At 66.1% G+C, this 12,974-nt stretch carries 13 protein-coding genes; 8 read left to right on the top strand and 5 right to left on the bottom strand.

From position 1 onward, the window contains the following. Positions 1-239: 239 nt before the first annotated feature. From JYG34_RS16275 to JYG34_RS16245, 7 genes are all read left to right on the top strand, one after another. Positions 240-767 (top strand): Csu type fimbrial protein, encoded by a 528-nt coding sequence (locus JYG34_RS16275; RefSeq protein ID WP_213657420.1) that lies wholly within the window; start codon positions 240-242, stop codon positions 765-767. A 24-nt stretch (positions 768-791) separates the two neighbouring features. Continuing rightward, on the top strand, positions 792-1,322 hold the full coding sequence (locus JYG34_RS16270; RefSeq protein ID WP_213661206.1) for a Csu type fimbrial protein: 531 nt from the start codon (positions 792-794) through the stop codon (positions 1,320-1,322). A gap of 18 nt (positions 1,323-1,340) precedes the next feature. After that, positions 1,341-1,874 carry a Csu type fimbrial protein gene (locus tag JYG34_RS16265; RefSeq protein ID WP_213657419.1) on the top strand — a complete coding sequence of 178 codons (534 nt, stop codon included), beginning with the start codon at positions 1,341-1,343 and terminating at the stop codon, positions 1,872-1,874. 3 nt (positions 1,875-1,877) lie between these two features. Further along, entirely contained in the window at positions 1,878-2,375 is a 498-nt protein-coding gene (locus tag JYG34_RS16260) for a Csu type fimbrial protein (RefSeq protein ID WP_213657418.1), read from the top strand. Between the two features lie 37 nt (positions 2,376-2,412). Next, entirely contained in the window at positions 2,413-3,189 is a 777-nt protein-coding gene (locus tag JYG34_RS16255; protein ID WP_213657417.1) for a fimbrial biogenesis chaperone, read from the top strand. 68 nt (positions 3,190-3,257) lie between these two features. Continuing rightward, positions 3,258-5,591, top strand: a complete 2,334-nt coding sequence (locus tag JYG34_RS16250) for a fimbria/pilus outer membrane usher protein (protein ID WP_213661205.1) — start codon at positions 3,258-3,260, stop codon at positions 5,589-5,591. Then, complete coding sequence (locus JYG34_RS16245; protein ID WP_213657416.1) at positions 5,588-6,559, top strand: Csu type fimbrial protein; 972 nt, start codon at positions 5,588-5,590, stop codon at positions 6,557-6,559. The genes JYG34_RS16250 and JYG34_RS16245 overlap by 4 nt, the downstream gene beginning before the upstream one ends. A 124-nt stretch (positions 6,560-6,683) precedes the next feature. Here the strand turns inward: JYG34_RS16245 and JYG34_RS16240 are convergent, their stop codons facing one another. The 3 genes from JYG34_RS16240 to JYG34_RS16230 form a co-directional block, all read right to left on the bottom strand. Continuing rightward, positions 6,684-7,832 carry a M14 family metallopeptidase gene (locus JYG34_RS16240; protein WP_213657415.1) on the bottom strand — a complete coding sequence of 383 codons (1,149 nt, stop codon included), beginning with the start codon at positions 7,830-7,832 and terminating at the stop codon, positions 6,684-6,686. A gap of 182 nt (positions 7,833-8,014) precedes the next feature. After that, entirely contained in the window at positions 8,015-8,533 is a 519-nt protein-coding gene (locus JYG34_RS16235; protein ID WP_213657414.1) for a DUF4880 domain-containing protein, read from the bottom strand. Between the two features lie 429 nt (positions 8,534-8,962). Beyond that, positions 8,963-9,277 carry a DUF6124 family protein gene (locus tag JYG34_RS16230; protein ID WP_213657413.1) on the bottom strand — a complete coding sequence of 105 codons (315 nt, stop codon included), beginning with the start codon at positions 9,275-9,277 and terminating at the stop codon, positions 8,963-8,965. Positions 9,278-9,366: 89 nt separating this feature from the next. On the opposite strand from JYG34_RS16230, the gene JYG34_RS16225 reads away from it, so the two are divergent. Next, entirely contained in the window at positions 9,367-10,071 is a 705-nt protein-coding gene (locus tag JYG34_RS16225; protein ID WP_213657412.1) for an XRE family transcriptional regulator, read from the top strand. Between the two features lie 133 nt (positions 10,072-10,204). On the opposite strand, the gene JYG34_RS16220 is transcribed toward JYG34_RS16225, so the two are convergent. Both JYG34_RS16220 and JYG34_RS16215 read right to left on the bottom strand, forming a co-directional pair. Beyond that, positions 10,205-12,160, bottom strand: coding sequence for an acetyl/propionyl/methylcrotonyl-CoA carboxylase subunit alpha (locus JYG34_RS16220; protein ID WP_213657411.1), 1,956 nt, complete (start codon positions 12,158-12,160; stop codon positions 10,205-10,207). Then, positions 12,157-12,972 (bottom strand): gamma-carboxygeranoyl-CoA hydratase, encoded by an 816-nt coding sequence (locus JYG34_RS16215; RefSeq protein ID WP_213657410.1) that lies wholly within the window; start codon positions 12,970-12,972, stop codon positions 12,157-12,159. Before JYG34_RS16215 ends, JYG34_RS16220 begins: the two co-directional genes overlap by 4 nt. Between the last annotated feature and the right edge of the window lie 2 nt (positions 12,973-12,974).

Genomic DNA, 12,974 nt, shown 5'->3' with positions numbered 1-12,974 from the left:
AGGGTACGTATGGCACAGGATGGTCGTCATGAAGGTATCAGAACCTTGGGCGGTTTGTCGGTATATGACTATTTGAGGGGTAGGCTCCTGCAGGGTTCGCTGCGCCAAGTGCTGATTTTTCCGAGAGGTTCAGGCGAATCCGGCCTTGGCATTAATGCTAAAGAGGGGGCTTGCGCGAGCGCCCGGTTGCAAACCCACTGCTACGCTCAAGCTCAACCCATACAGACAAGGATCGACAGGTGACGCAACGCTGGATGGCCGGGCTGTTGGGCCTGTGGTTGAGCGGCAGTGCCATGGCGGCGGACTTTCTCGTCGAAGTGCAGATCCGCGTGCAGCGCGGTTGCATGCTGGTCAACCAGCAGCGCGACGCCGGTGCCCAGGCCCTGGGCCGGATCGATCTGGGCAGTGCCGCGCGCCTGGACGGCTCGGGCGCGCCCTTGAGCGGGGTGCTGCTGAGCCTGCGGCCACCGCGCCTGGAATGTAACCCCGACACGCCTTATCAGGTACGCGTCGATGGCGGCCAGCATGGCGGGGGCGGCGAACTTCGCTACCTGGCCAGCCACGACAGCAAAGCCCGGCCGATCCCCTACCGCCTGTACCGCGACGCCGCCTGGCGCCAGCCATTGGCGGTGGATGTGGCGCAATCGGCGCGGGTGCCGGACAGCGGCTCGGTCGAGCTCCCTCTTTTCGCACGGATCGACAGCCTGGCCTGGGTACCCCGCGCCGGGCTGTATGCCGACCTGCTCAAAGTCACGGTCACCTGGTAGGGGAAGCCCATGCACAAGGACGCGATGCAACGCACCTCGATCCTGCTGCTCACACTGGGCCCGCTGCTGCTGCCTGGCAGCGTGGCCCATGGCACCAGCACCGGCTTCATCCAGGCGCGCCTGGTGATCAGCGCCGCCTGCGAAATCAACAGCCAGCAACCGACCGTGGGTGGCAACCCCGGCGTGATGGACTTCGGTTCGCGCGGCCCGACCTGGGACCAGCCGCTCACCAGCCGCGTGGACGAGGCCGGCGCCGAGGGCAGCCTGCAGATCAGTTGTACCCCCCAGGTGCGCGCCTTCAGCGTCCGGATCAACGGCGGGCTCAATGGCAGCGATGGCGTGCGCCGCCTGAGCAATGGCCGCGAACTCATCCCCTATCAACTGGCGGTCGACCCGGGAGGCAACAGCCGCTACGGCATCGGCCAGGCCCGCACCTTCACCATCAGCAACACCGAGCAAGTGCCCGTGCCGATCTACGGCGTGGTGGTCGCGCAGCCGCGTGCCCTGCCTGTCGGGCTGTATCGCGACACCCTCAGGGTGACTCTGGACTGGTAACACGCAAGGAGATTCGCAATGCCCAAGCACCTCACCCGTTGCATCCTCGCAGGTCTCGGCCTGGCCCTGGCCACCCAGGCCCAGGCCGCCACTGTGACCGGCACGATCACCTCGACCCTGACACTGACCGCCGCCTGCCAGGTCAATGGCAGTGGCGGCACCTCAGGGCTCAACTTCGGCAGCCTCAACTTCGGCACCCAGGACTCGCTGTTCACTACCGCCAATGGCCAGGTGCTAGGCGGCGGTGGTGGAGCCATGAGCATTCTCTGCTCGGCAGGCACGGTACCGACGATCAAGGTGCGTGCCGGAGCCCATGACTCGCAGTCCGCCGGTGGGACCCGGGCCCTGGCCGATGGTTCGGGCAATTTCGTGCCCTATGACTTCTACACCGACGCCGGGCACACTCAGTTGCTGGCCATCGACGGCACCATCACCCTGCCGACCAGCACGGGCGTGGCGCAGACGGTCAACCTGTATGGCCAGGCCAAGGGCAAGGCCGGCCTGCCGGCGGGCACCTACACCGACACGGTGGCGGTCGAGCTGAGCTTCTGAACCATGGTAGGCAGGGCGCTGTACGCCGGTTTGTGCCTGGTCGTGCCGGGTGTGTTACAGGCGGCGACCAGCAGCACGTTCCAGGTCAGCGCGCAGATCGTCGCCGGTTGCCTGGTGGTGGGTGGGGTGACCAACTACGGCGTGCTCGACTTCGGCACCCAGTCGGCGTTGTCCACCGCGACGCTGAGCACTTCGCTCGGCGGCACGACGGTGACCTTCCAGTGCACCCCGGGCGTGGCCGTGAGCATGAGCCTGGACGGTGGCCAGAACAGCGCCAGCGGCAATCGATACCTCAAGCGCAGCGGCGGCACGCAGGTGGTGGCCTACCAGCTCTACCGCGACGCGGCCTACACCCAGAGCCTGGGGATCGGCAGCAGCGTCGCGGTGAGCTACAGCGACCCCACTGCGATCAAGCTGCCGGTCTACGGCCGCACGACCCTGACCGGCACCTTGCCGGCCGGGACCTACACCGATGTGGTGCAAGTGACGGTGGCCTGGTGAGCCAGGCGCCGCAATCGACGAGCAGAAGGAGAGGGGCATGGGGGCAGGCGCGAAACTGGCGCGGGGACTGATCGGGATGCTGCTGCTGGCCGGCGCGCCCGCCATGGCCGCCACGTCGGTGCTGATCTGGCCGATCGACCCGGTGCTGGAGGCCGAGCAGAAGGCTGGCGCGCTGTGGCTGGAAAACCGCGGCTCGGCGCCGACCAGCCTGCAGGTGCGGGTGTTCGCCTGGCGCCAGGGCGAGTATCAGGAACAGTTCCAGAACCAGCGCGAGATCATCGGCAGCCCGCCGGTGGCGAACATCGCGCCGGGGCAGAAGCAGCTGATCCGCCTGACCCGCACAGGCAGTTCGCCGGCCGGCCAGGAGCAGGCCTACCGCATCATCATCGACGAGATCCCCTCGCCCTTGCCGGCCGACACCGCCAGCGACGGGCCGAAGGCGGCGATCCGTTTGCAGATGCGTTACTCGGTGCCGCTGTTCGTCTACGGCGAAGGGCTGTGGGGCAAGCCCGACCCGGAAGGCAAGCGCAGCGCTGAAGGGGTCGGCAAGCCGCAACTGAGCTGGCGTGCGGTGACCGTGCAGGGCAAACCCTATGTCGAGCTGCGCAACACTGGGCCGGTGCATGCCCGGTTGACCGATGTGGTGTTGCAACAGGGCGGGCAGGACAAACCCCTGGTCGAAGGCTTGCTCGGCTACGTGCTGCCTGGCGCCAGCATGCGCTGGCCGGCCCCGAGCACGCCCGGGGCAGCCAGTGTGCTCAAGGGCCGGGTCAATGGCCAGGACGCGGCGCAGGCCATCAAGCAGGGCCAGTGATACGCAGTTGAACGTCTGTCAGGGGCCAGGGAGGACCCGGCAATGGTTGGACATCGTGTGTGAGCTGGGTGCGGGTGGCAACGCAGCGGTTGTGGCTGGGCCTGGCGGTGCTGGGCCCTGGCCTGGGCGTGGCCGACGAACTGCCGCCACCGCCCACCGAGAGCGCCGTCATCACCGATGCGACGCTGTACCTCGACCTGCTGGTGAACCAGGTGGGCAAGGCTGAGCTGGTGCCGGTGCAGCAGCGCGCCGGGCGCCTGTACCTGGACAGCGAGGTGTTGCGTGCCGCCGGGATCAAGCTGCCAGGCGATCCCCATGGCGAAGTGGCGCTGGAGGAGATCCCCGGCCTGCACAGCGACTACGACAGCCAGAACCAGCGCTTGCTGCTACAGGTTCCGCCGACGTGGCTGCCCGAGCAGCAGTTGGGCGACCGCAGCCTGTACCCGGCCAGCGATGCCCGCAGCAGCTTTGGTGCCTTGCTCAACTATGACGCCTACCTCAATGACACCGATGAAGGCGGCACCTACCTCGCCGCCTGGAACGAGCTACGGCTGTTCGACGACTGGGGCACCTTCTCAACCACCGGGCAATGGCGCCAGTCGTTCAATGGCGCCCAGGACACCAGCCGCCAGGGCTTCCTGCGCTATGACACCACCTTCCGCTACACCGACGACCAGCAGCTGCTCACTTACGAAGTGGGTGACCTGGTGACCGGCGCGTTGCCCTGGACCACTTCGGTGCGCGTGGGCGGGCTGCAGCTGGCGCGGGACTTCAGCGCGCGCCCCGACCTGGTCACCTACCCACTGCCCGCGTTTGCCGGCGAGGCGGCGGTACCGACCTCGCTGGACCTGTTCATCAACGGCTACAAAAGCAGCACCACCGAACTGCAGCCGGGCCCCTATACGTTGACCAACGTGCCCTTCATCAACGGCGCCGGCGAGGCGGTGGTGGTGACCACCGACGCCCTTGGCCGCCAGGTGTCCACCACCTTGCCGTTCTATGTCACCAGCAGCCTGCTGGCCAAGGGCTTGTCAGATTTCTCGGTGGCTGCCGGCAGCCTGCGCCGCGACTACGCCGTACGCGATTTCGGCTATGGCCCGGGCGTGGCATCGGCCAGCCTGCGCCACGGCATTTCCGACTACTTCACCCTGGAAACCCATGCCGAAACCGCCCAGTCGATGATGCTCGGCGGCCTGGGCGGCAACCTGCGCCTGGGCAACTTCGGCGTGCTCAACGCGGCGATGGCGCAGAGCCGTTTCGAAGGCGATACAGGCCAGCAAGTGGCGCTGGGCTACCAGTACAACAGCCGGCGCATCGGCTTCAACTACCAGCGCGTGCAACGCCACGGCGACTACGCCGACCTGTCGTTGGTCGACAGCCCCTACACCCGCCTGAGCCAGCGCAGCGAGCAGGCGACCCTGAGCGTGAACCTGGACCGCTACGGCAGCCTGGGCGCCGGCTATTTCGATGTGCGCGCCGGCGACGGCACGCGCACACGATTGCTCAACCTGAGCTGGAGCAAGCCGCTGTGGGGCAACAGCAGCCTGTACCTGTCGGCCAACCGCGAGGTCGGCGACAGCCAGTGGGCGGTGCAGGCGCAATTGGTGATCCCCTTCGACCTGCGTGGCACCCTGGCCTTCAGCGCCGAGCGCAGCAAGGACGGCCAGGACCTGCAGCGGGTCAACTACAGCCGCGCCGTGCCGGTCGGCGGCGGGGTGGGCTACAACCTGGGCTATGCCACCGGCGGCAACCGCGATGCCTATCGCCAGGCCGACGTGACCTGGCGCCTGCAGTCGGTGCAGTTGCAGGCCGGGGTCTACGGCAGCAGCGGCGAGATGACCCGCTGGGCCGACGCCAGCGGCTCGCTGGTGCTGATGGATGCCGGGCTGTTCGCCGCCAACCGCATCGACGACGCCTTCGTGGTGGTCAGTACCAGCGGCTACGCCGGCGTGCCGGTGCGCTACGAGAACCAGCAGATCGGTCGCACCGATCGCAACGGCCACCTGCTGGTGCCGTACAGCAGCGGCTATTACCGGGGCAAGTACGAGATCGACCCCATGGAGTTGCCGGCCGATGTGCTGGCGCCGCAGGTGGAGCAGCGCGTGGCCGTGCGCCGGGGCAGCGGCTACCTGCTGGAGTTCCCGCTCAGGCAGGTGCGGGCGGCGAGCCTGGTGCTGGTCGACAGTGACCAGCAGGAACTCAAGCTGGGCAGCCATGTGCTGCATCAGGAGAGCGGTAGCGAGGCGGTGGTGGGCTGGGACGGGCTGGTGTACCTGGAGAACCTGGCGCCGCACAACCGCCTGCTGGTGGACAAGGCTGACGGCGGGCAGTGCCAGGTGGCGTTCGACCTGCCGGAAGGGGAGGGACCGATCCCACTGATCGGCCCGCTGGTGTGTCGATGAAGGTATTCAAGGCCTGGCTGATGTTCGGCGCTTTGCTGCTGCCTGGTGGGGCCGCGTGGGCGCTGTGTTCATCGGTGGCCACCGCCCCGGCGGCCTTCGGCTCGATCAACTCGACCCTGGTGCGCACCACGGTGCAGAACGCCTCCACCACCAACGCCGGGTTGCAGTGCACCGGCTCGCTGGTGTCGCTGCTGGTCAGCTCCGATCACTTCTACGCCACCATCACCTCCGCCACCAGCGGGCTGGTGGGGCCGACCGGCGATGTCATTCCCTATACGATCTATGCCGACAACACCACCAGCTACCCGATCAGCCGCGGCGTGCAGTTCGACTTCGCCCGCAACGGCATCCTCGACGCCCTCGGGCTGCTCAACGGCCCCACGCCCAAGACCGTGCCGCTGTACCTGAAGACCGTGGTCGGCGCCAACGTCGCGGCGGGTGTTTACCAGGAGACGCTGAACATCGCCTGGAGCTGGAACTACTGCTCGGGCATCGGCATTGGCAACATCTGCCTGGGGCGTGATATCGGCAGCGGCAACCAGAGCATCGTGGTCAGCCTCACGGTGACCAACGACTGCCAGATCACCACGCCCAACATCAGCTTTGGCAGCGCGCCGGTGGTGGCGGGGTTCGGTACGGTAAGCCAGAGCATCAGTTTGTCGTGCACCAAGGGCAGCACCTACACGGTGGGGTTGGATGACGGGCAGAACGTCTCGGGCGGGCGGCGGCGGATGAAGTCGGCGGCCAACAACTATCTGGCCTATGACATCTTCAAGAGTGCTGGTGCGGTGCGCTGGGGCTCACTGACCACGGCGCGGCGGGCGAGCAGCGATGCCGATGTGAACCCAGGGGCGGGCACCGGCACGGGGAGCCAGGTGTTCAACTACAACGCCAAGGTGTACACCGACCAGGCCACGCCGCCGGCGGCGACCTATACCGACAACGTGATCCTGGATGTGCAGTTCTAGGGCGCAACCCGGTATTGCCGTACTGACGCATTCGCGGGTGAACCCGCTCTCACAGGGATCGCACACAACCTGTGGGAGCGGGTTTACCCGCGAACACCGGCGAAGCCGGTGCCCGGCTCAGGTGTCAGCGCAGGTTATCGACCATCTTCAGCAGCGTCTCCAGCACCGCTCCGGCCAACGCCTTCGACCGCTCGCCCGACCAACCGGTGCGCGGATTCGGCGCATCGTCATGGTCCTTGAACGGCATTTCCAGGGTCAGCGACAGGCAATCATGGGCCTGGCCCACGGCATTGCAGGCCAGGGTCATGTTGGCCTGGCCCGGTTCGTCGCGGGTGTAGCCGTATTGCGTCTGGAAGTCCGGCGTCAGGCTGCACAGGGTGCTGCGGAACTGCTCCTCCAGCTTCTCGATCCGTGGCGTGTACCCCGGGTTGCCCTCACAGGCCGCGGTGAACACGTGGGGAATCTCTTCGTCGCCGTGGGCATCGATGAATGCATCCACCCCATGCAGCTTCATCTGGCTCTGGGCGAAGAACACCTCGGGGCTCAGCTCCACGCTGGCGTCCTGCCAGGCGCGGTTGAGGTCCTTGCCCTTGAAGTTGGTGCGCAGGTGGCCGAGGAAGGCGCCATCCGGGTTCATGTTGGGGATCAGGTACAGGTCGGCCTTGGCCAGCAGTTGCTGGATGACCGCGCCGTTTTTATCAAGGGCGTCGATCACGCCCTCCATGAACCATTCGGCCATGTGCTCGCCCGGGTGCTGCTGGGCGATGATCCATAGCTTGCGCTTGCCGGCCGCGCCATTGCCCGCGCGCAGCAGCGGAATGTCGCGGCCCTGCACGCTGCGCCCGCTGGCCAGCAGTTCGACGCCGGGGATCTTCGTGGCGCGCTCGATCAGCTGGTTGTGGCGAGCGCGGGGGTAGGGCTCGAAATAGGCGAACCAGGCCTGCGCTTGTTCGGCCTTGAGCTCGAAACTCAGGGCCTTGCCGTCGAACTGGCTGGGCACGCGGAACCAGCTCTGCTGGTCGTAGGAGGCCACGGCGTGGTAGCCGTCCCAGGCGTTCTTGTAGGAGGACGCGTGGGCGTTGTCCAGGCTGAAACGGTGGGCTTGACCTGGAGTGAGGCCACTGGCCTTGAAGTGGAACCACTGGAAGTGGTCGCTGTGGCTGTCCTTGCGGATGTCCAGGTGGACGTGCGCGGGGTTACTGGCGTCCTTGACCAGAATGTTGCCGGAGTCGAAATCGCAGTCGATGTGCAGCGGGGAGAGCGTCACGGTCATTGCCAGCCTCCTGTTGGCGTTTGTTGTGACCGTACTCTACACCGCTTGGCGATGGGCTCCCATCCCTGGCAAACCGCGATCCGTTGATTTGGCACTACCTGTGTAGGAGCGGCTTCAGCCGCGATCCCCCGCGAGGCGGGGGCCTGGGCACAGCGTTGCCTGCATCGCGGCTGAAGCCGCTCCTACAAGGAGAGCAAACCCAATGCGGTCAGGGCTGCAATGGCAAGCCCCACGGCAATCGAGCAGCCGCCCAGTGACAGCGCCGCGCGCCCTTGCCGGTACCAGCCGTCATGTCCCAGTTGCCGCGCCGGCGCCAGCAGGCTGCGCCATTGCAGTTCGGTTTCGTGGAAGGCGCGCAGGTGTTCAGGGTTGGCATCCAGCCAGCGGCGAAAATCGATACGCTCGCTGGCGGTCACCTGCGGGCTCTGCAGGCGCACGTACCACTGGCCGGCAATGCTCGCCAGGGCATCACCCGGCGCACGGGCGGTCTGCAGGGCCTGGTTCATGTGGCGTTCGATGTTGATCAAGGGCAGGTCGAGGCGTTCGCCGATCTCGGCGAAACCGACCTGGTCGAGGCGGTTGAGCAGGAACACTTGCTGGACCCGACGGGGCAGGCGCTTGAGGGCGTGCAGCAACGCGTCGTCGCTGCTTTGCTCGGCGCTGCGTGGGTCATGCTCAAGGGGCAGCAGCAGGCGGGTCATGGACAGCTCCTTGCTCATGAAATGAAGGGTGGGGGCATCTTCCCTGATGCGGAGTCAGCTTAGTCTTAACGAGATTGATTCTCAAGTGCTGATTCCGCAAACTTTTGTAATGAGCGTTCACGTGCTGACACATTATTGCTATCATCGTGGCCATCAACGATCTTCATTAGCCTGAAGAGCCAAAAAAAAGACCCAGCAAAAAGCTGGGTCAAAAACCGTGATTAGCCTGATGAGGAGATAATCTGAGCGTCCGACCTGAGGACGTTGCAGGTTATCCAGCGGGTCTCGCGACCAGCTGAGTGCAATAATAATCGTTATCATTTGCCAGTCAAATGATTTTTCCGTGTTCCGGTAAAAAAATCCTCCTGACGCACCTCCAGTCCCCGGCAACTGGGGCTATTGCCGTTCGTCGGCTATCACGTTCTCCCTTCAGATCGATGTTTTCTCCATGGCGTGGCGCTGCTCCAGCAACGCACGGGCCATGTTGATCATGTGCATCAACGCAAACACCACTTCCCGCGTCGTGCCCTGCAGATGGGCGCCGGTTTCCTGTGCCGTGGCCGAGGCGCAGCGCAGCAGGGCCATGGCGTGTTCGCTGGCCTGCGCGCTACTCACACCTTCGCGCAGGGTCCAGAGCGAGCGCTCCAGCTCAGCGGCGGTGGGGGCGGGGTTGAGGTAGTAGTCGAGGGCGCGGCGGGCGGCTTCTTCGTCGAGATCTGTTTCCGTATCTTTCGAACTGCTCATCCTGATTACCTGCGAATGCCAATGGGTGAAAGGTGAAGTCAGATTCTAATACCTAAAGTATTAAAACGCTTTGTAGCAAATACTACTTGATGTGTATTGAACGCATGGAGGCAGTCCGTATCGTGCCTGCGATGAATATGGACAAATGGATCGCCCTCGTCCGGGAACGGATCGAGGAGCTCGATATCTCCCAGGAACAGCTTGCCGAACGCGTTGGGGTTTCCCAGGGCAGCATCGGTCACTGGCTGAAGAAGCGGCGCCAACCCCGGGTCGACTCGATGAACCGCACGTTCATCGAACTGGGCATGCCGCACTACCAGGTCAGCATGCAGCTGCGTGTGCTGGGGCAGGTGGGTGAGGAACGGGCGCGTTATGGTGTCGAGGACGAGGATGACGACGACGGGCTGGCGAAGTACTTTGTGTGCTTCCGCTATCCGGTGCGTGACTGGGCCTCGTTGGGTCAGGAGCAGGGAGCGCCCGATGTCTTCGAGCAGACCGACTACCTGGCCCAGGGCAAGGCGTTCTGGTTGACGGTTGAAAACGACACCATGAGCGCGGCCAGCGGCAGAAGTGTGCCCGAGGGGGTTCGGATCCTGGTCGATGACGGTGTGGCTGCCGAGCCGGGGCGCCTGGTGATTGCCCGGTTACCGGGCAAATCCGCGATCTTTCGGCAGTTGGCCGAGGAGGGTGGGCAGCGGTATCTAAAGGCGCTTAACAACATCTATCCGACGCTGGTGTGCGAGGAGGGGTGCGAGTTTCTAGGTGTCGTGGTGCGGATGCACGGGGTGCTCTAGATCTGCGCGCAGACCGCGTTGGGGCGGCCAGGTGCCAGACGGTAGCCTGGCAGCGCTCTTGAGATCGAGCGCCGCCCGCGCGGCGCTCGATCTGATAGGCGGCACAATTCTTTCGGCGAACACCTCGCCGCCGTTACGCCTCCTCCAACTCCACCAACACCGTCCCTTCGCTGACCATATCCCCCTCCTGGCAGAACAGCGCCTTCACCACCCCATCATGCGGCGCACGAATGCTGTGCTCCATCTTCATCGCCTCCAGCACCACCAGCGCGGTGCCGGCCTCGACCACCTGCCCCGGCTCGACCAGCACCCGCACGATGCTGCCGTTCATGGGCGCGCCCAGCCCGCCCTGGTGGCTGTGGCTGGCCTCGGCTGCAGCGATCGGGTCATGAACGCTGATGGCATGCAGTTCACCCTGCCATTGCAGGTACAGGGTATCGCCCCGACGCACCGCCAGATGACGACGGCGCAAGCCGTCCTGATCGTGGCACAGCTGCTCACCCAGCAATCGATAGGTAGAAGGCGCGCTGCGCTCCAGCGCCACCGCCTGCTCATGCCCCTCGCACTGCAAGTGCAGGCTGCTGCGCGCCGGCAGGCCCAGGCGCAGGCCATCGCGGGCAGCCCACGGCGAAGCGCGGTCGTCCTTGCGCTGCTGCGCCGGCTCGCTCTGCAGCCAGGCTTCGGCGGCGGCTTCCCAGAACAGTGCCGGCAAGGGCTGCGGCGCAGGCAGCAAGACGTCCTGATGACGTGGAATGAAACCGGTGTCCAGCTCGGCCTCTGCGAACGCCGGGTGCGCGAGAATGCGGCGCAGGAAGGCGATATTGGTCTTCAACCCACCAATGGCGAACTCATCAAGCATCGCCAGCAGCCGCAGGCGCGCCTGTTCGCGGTCCTGGCCCCAGGCGATCAGCTTGCCCAGCATCGGGTCGTAGAAGGGCGACACCACGTCACCCTCGCTGACGCCGCTGTCCACCCGGCGCCCTTCGCCCGGCGCCGACTCGCGGTACAGCGCCAGGGTGCCGGTGGCCGGCAGGAATTCATTGGCCGGGTCTTCCGCATACAGCCGCACCTCGATGGCATGGCCCATCAACGGCACTTGCTCCTGGGTGATCGGCAGCGGCTCGCCGCAGGCCACGCGGACCTGCCAGGCCACCAGGTCGAGCCCGGTGATGGCTTCGGTGACCGGGTGCTCCACCTGCAGGCGGGTGTTCATCTCCATGAAGAAGAATTCGCCCCGGGCGTCGAGCAGGAACTCCACGGTGCCGGCGCCGACATAGCCGATAGCCTGGGCTGCGCGTACCGCCGCCTCGCCCATGGCTTTGCGCAGGTCAGGGGACAGGCCCGGGGCCGGTGCTTCCTCGACCACTTTCTGGTGGCGGCGCTGGATCGAGCAATCGCGCTCGTTGAGGTACAGGCAGTTGCCATGCTGGTCGGCGAACACCTGGATTTCCACATGGCGTGGCTTGAGCACGTACTTCTCGACCAGCATCCGTGCATCGCCGAACGACGACTGCGCTTCACGCTGCGCCGAGGCCAGGGCGTCGGCCAGCTGGCTTTCGTCCTCGACCACCTTCATGCCCTTGCCGCCGCCCCCGGCGCTGGCCTTGAGCAGCACCGGGTAACCGATGCGCTCGGCGGCGGCGCGGAAGGTCTCCAGGTCCTGGGCCTCGCCGTGGTAGCCCGGCACCAGCGGCACCCCGGCGGCCTCCATCAGCGCCTTGGCCGCTGACTTGCTGCCCATGGCGTCGATGGCGCTGGCCGGTGGGCCGAGGAAGATCAGCCCGGCCTGCTCGATGGCGCGGGCGAAGCCGGCGTTTTCCGAGAGAAAGCCATAGCCCGGGTGGATGGCCTGGGCGCCGCTGGCCTTGGCTGCGGCGATCAGCTTGTCGATCACCAGGTAGCTCTCGGCGGCCTTGGTGCCACCGAGGTCGACGCGGATGTCCGCTTCGCGGCTGTGGCACGCCTCGCGGTCGGTGGCGCTGTGCACGGCCACGGTGGTCAGGCCCATGGCCTTGGCGGTGCGCATCACCCGGCAGGCGATCTCGCCGCGGTTGGCGACCAGCAGGGTGGTGAGGGTGGGGCGGCTCATGGGCGCGGCTCCTTCTTGTGCTCGGTTTGCCAGGCGGGGCGGCGTTTCTCCAGGAAGGCGCGCAGGCCCTCCTGGCCTTCGGCGCTGACGCGGATGCGGGCGATGGTGTTCTCGCAGTAGCGGCGCAGCGCCGGGCTCAGCTCGCCATCGTCCACTTCGCGCAGCAGGTCCTTGGTGGCGCGCAGGGCCTGGGGGCTGTTCTGCAGCAGGTTGTCGACCCAGGCCTCGACTTGCATGTCCAGCTCGGCGGCCGGGTACACCTCGGCCAGCAGGCCCAGGTCGCGGGCGCGCAGGCCGCTGAAGCGCTCGGCGGTGAGGGCGTAGCGGCGCGCGGCGCGCTCGCCGATGGCCTTGACCACGAACGGGCTGATCACCGCCGGGGCGAGGCCGATGCGCACTTCCGACAGGCACAGCTGGGCGTCTTCGGCGCCGATGGCCATGTCGCAGCAACTGATCAGCCCCAGCGCGCCGCCGAAGGCCGCGCCTTGCACCACGGCCAGGGTCGGGGCCTTGAGCCGGTGCAGGGCGTACATCAGTTCGCCCAGCTCATGGGCATCGTCGAGGTTGGTGTTGAAATCCAGCTCGGCCGACTGCTGCATCCAGGCCAGATCCGCGCCGGCACTGAAGTGCCGGCCACGGCCGCGCAGCACCACGAAGCGCAGGCCGGCGTTCTCGCTCAGCTGGTCGAGGGCGACGATCAGCTCGCGGATCATCTGCGCATTGAAGGCGTTGTTCTTGTCTTCCCGGCTCAGCCACAGGGTGGCGAAACCGCGAGGGTCCTTGACCAGTTCGATAGTCGCGAAGTCGCTCATGG

Source organism: Pseudomonas entomophila, from assembly GCF_018417595.1.
GTDB lineage: Bacteria > Pseudomonadota > Gammaproteobacteria > Pseudomonadales > Pseudomonadaceae > Aquipseudomonas > Aquipseudomonas entomophila_C.
Note: the sequence above shows the minus strand (reverse complement) of the source record. Positions and strands in the feature narration are given on the sequence as shown.

What these genes read in the sequence shown, in the direction of transcription:
- JYG34_RS16215 (WP_213657410.1), bottom strand. Translation starts at nt 12,972, where the DNA reads ATGAGCGACTTCGCGACTATCGAACTGGTCAAGGACCCTCGCGGTTTC.
- JYG34_RS16255 (WP_213657417.1), top strand. Translation starts at nt 2,413, where the DNA reads ATGGGGGCAGGCGCGAAACTGGCGCGGGGACTGATCGGGATGCTGCTG.
- JYG34_RS16240 (WP_213657415.1), bottom strand. Translation starts at nt 7,832, where the DNA reads ATGACCGTGACGCTCTCCCCGCTGCACATCGACTGCGATTTCGACTCC.
- JYG34_RS16270 (WP_213661206.1), top strand. Translation starts at nt 792, where the DNA reads ATGCAACGCACCTCGATCCTGCTGCTCACACTGGGCCCGCTGCTGCTG.
- JYG34_RS16220 (WP_213657411.1), bottom strand. Translation starts at nt 12,160, where the DNA reads ATGAGCCGCCCCACCCTCACCACCCTGCTGGTCGCCAACCGCGGCGAG.
- JYG34_RS16235 (WP_213657414.1), bottom strand. Translation starts at nt 8,533, where the DNA reads ATGACCCGCCTGCTGCTGCCCCTTGAGCATGACCCACGCAGCGCCGAG.
- JYG34_RS16260 (WP_213657418.1), top strand. Translation starts at nt 1,878, where the DNA reads ATGGTAGGCAGGGCGCTGTACGCCGGTTTGTGCCTGGTCGTGCCGGGT.
- JYG34_RS16230 (WP_213657413.1), bottom strand. Translation starts at nt 9,277, where the DNA reads ATGAGCAGTTCGAAAGATACGGAAACAGATCTCGACGAAGAAGCCGCC.
- JYG34_RS16225 (WP_213657412.1), top strand. Translation starts at nt 9,367, where the DNA reads ATGTGTATTGAACGCATGGAGGCAGTCCGTATCGTGCCTGCGATGAAT.
- JYG34_RS16265 (WP_213657419.1), top strand. Translation starts at nt 1,341, where the DNA reads ATGCCCAAGCACCTCACCCGTTGCATCCTCGCAGGTCTCGGCCTGGCC.
- JYG34_RS16245 (WP_213657416.1), top strand. Translation starts at nt 5,588, where the DNA reads ATGAAGGTATTCAAGGCCTGGCTGATGTTCGGCGCTTTGCTGCTGCCT.